At 67.3% G+C, this 1,387-nt stretch carries 1 protein-coding gene; it reads right to left on the minus strand.

The features are described from left to right. Positions 1 to 1,191: PAS domain-containing protein (locus tag ASF20_RS24175; protein WP_156648097.1), on the minus strand; the 1,191-nt coding region annotated here is incomplete at its 3' end. Positions 1,192 to 1,387 lie beyond the last annotated feature (196 nt).

Here is a 1,387-nt window from a genome sequence, read left to right on the forward strand (position 1 = left end):
CGTCATCGACCAGTCCAGCAGGGCCCGGGCGGCGCGCAGGTGGCGCCCGTCGATCGCCTGCTCGAGGCCTTCGCGAAACTGGTCGCTGACCGGCGACGTCATCGAGCCCATGGGCCGGGTGATGCCGGCCCATTCCCGGATCTCCCCGCCCGAACTTCGGATGGGGACGACGAAACTCTCGAAACGCTCCCGTCCATGGCGCATGATGCGCAGGAGAGGTGTCGCTCGGTAGGCGAGACCCGCACTGAACGCTTCGCCGCCATGGGCACGCCAGTGCTCACGCTCCTCATGCGTGATCGTCTGGAAAGCATCTGTCGCGATCTCAGAGGCCGAGAGGCCCGTGAGGTCGCAGAATTCCTGTGTGAAATCGAGACCGGTAACCAGATCACTGGAGAAGAACAGGGTCCGCCTTTCGTTGAACAGAGCCCGCCAGCGCCGCTGCTCGGCCATGCGTGCCTGCTGCAGCCGCTCCTGATCCGTCACGTCGAGCACGACACCGGCCGCCCCGCGGGGGCGCCCGTCCGGCGTGAGATAGATCTCGCACCGGACCGACAGCACGCGGATCGCGCCGTCCGGGCGGAGCAGGCGGACGGTCTTCTGGCCGAACGTCACGCCCTGGATCAGGTCGGCGCGGGTCTCCACCCGCTCCCGGTCCTGGGGATGGATCAGTCCGAGGAGACGCTCGTAGCCCGGCCGTGTGGTCTGGGGGTCGAGGCCGAGCACGCGGAACAGGCCCGGCGACCAGGCGTGATGGTTGTCCGCGAAGCCCCAACTCCAGGTCCCGGTGACACCCTGGCTCTCGATGAGGTCCAAAAAATACGGGGACGCGAATTCGAGGCTTTCCAGATTCATCCGTATGACGCCGGCACCCAACACCAAAAACCGCCTCGTCCTTATAGTATCCGCTCGGCATATGGCGAAATCGAGGGATGAAAACTTAGAGTTCAGCACCCGATCCGTGTCTTGATAACCTAAGGTATGTTTCTCGATGTGCGGGCAATTCGCCGCGATAGTGCGGCGCTCGTCGCGGGCCGGGCCGGACGCCGTCGGGGACTTGACCTCCGATGTCGTGGAGGCCCCGGGCTCAGCGAGGGCGGGCTCGCCCCTCGGCCGGCGGACCGGCGCGCATCCGATCCGTCCGATCCCTCCGGGATGGGGGATCCGGGCCTTGCGCGAGCGCCGCGCCGACATGGCGAACCAAGCACCGCTCCGGGTGCGCGAAGCCCGATCAGCGCAGGCCGACGCCGATGATCCCACCCTCCATCAGGGAGAAGCGGATGCCGAAGCCGCGCAGGGTGTCCACGGCCCTGTGGCGGGAGCGCTGCGCGATCGCCGCGACGTTCTCCTCCATGCGCTTGACGGTGGAGAGCGAGAGACCGGCGGCCCG

The sequence above is a fragment of the Methylobacterium sp. Leaf88 genome (assembly GCF_001422795.1).
GTDB lineage: Bacteria > Pseudomonadota > Alphaproteobacteria > Rhizobiales > Beijerinckiaceae > Methylobacterium.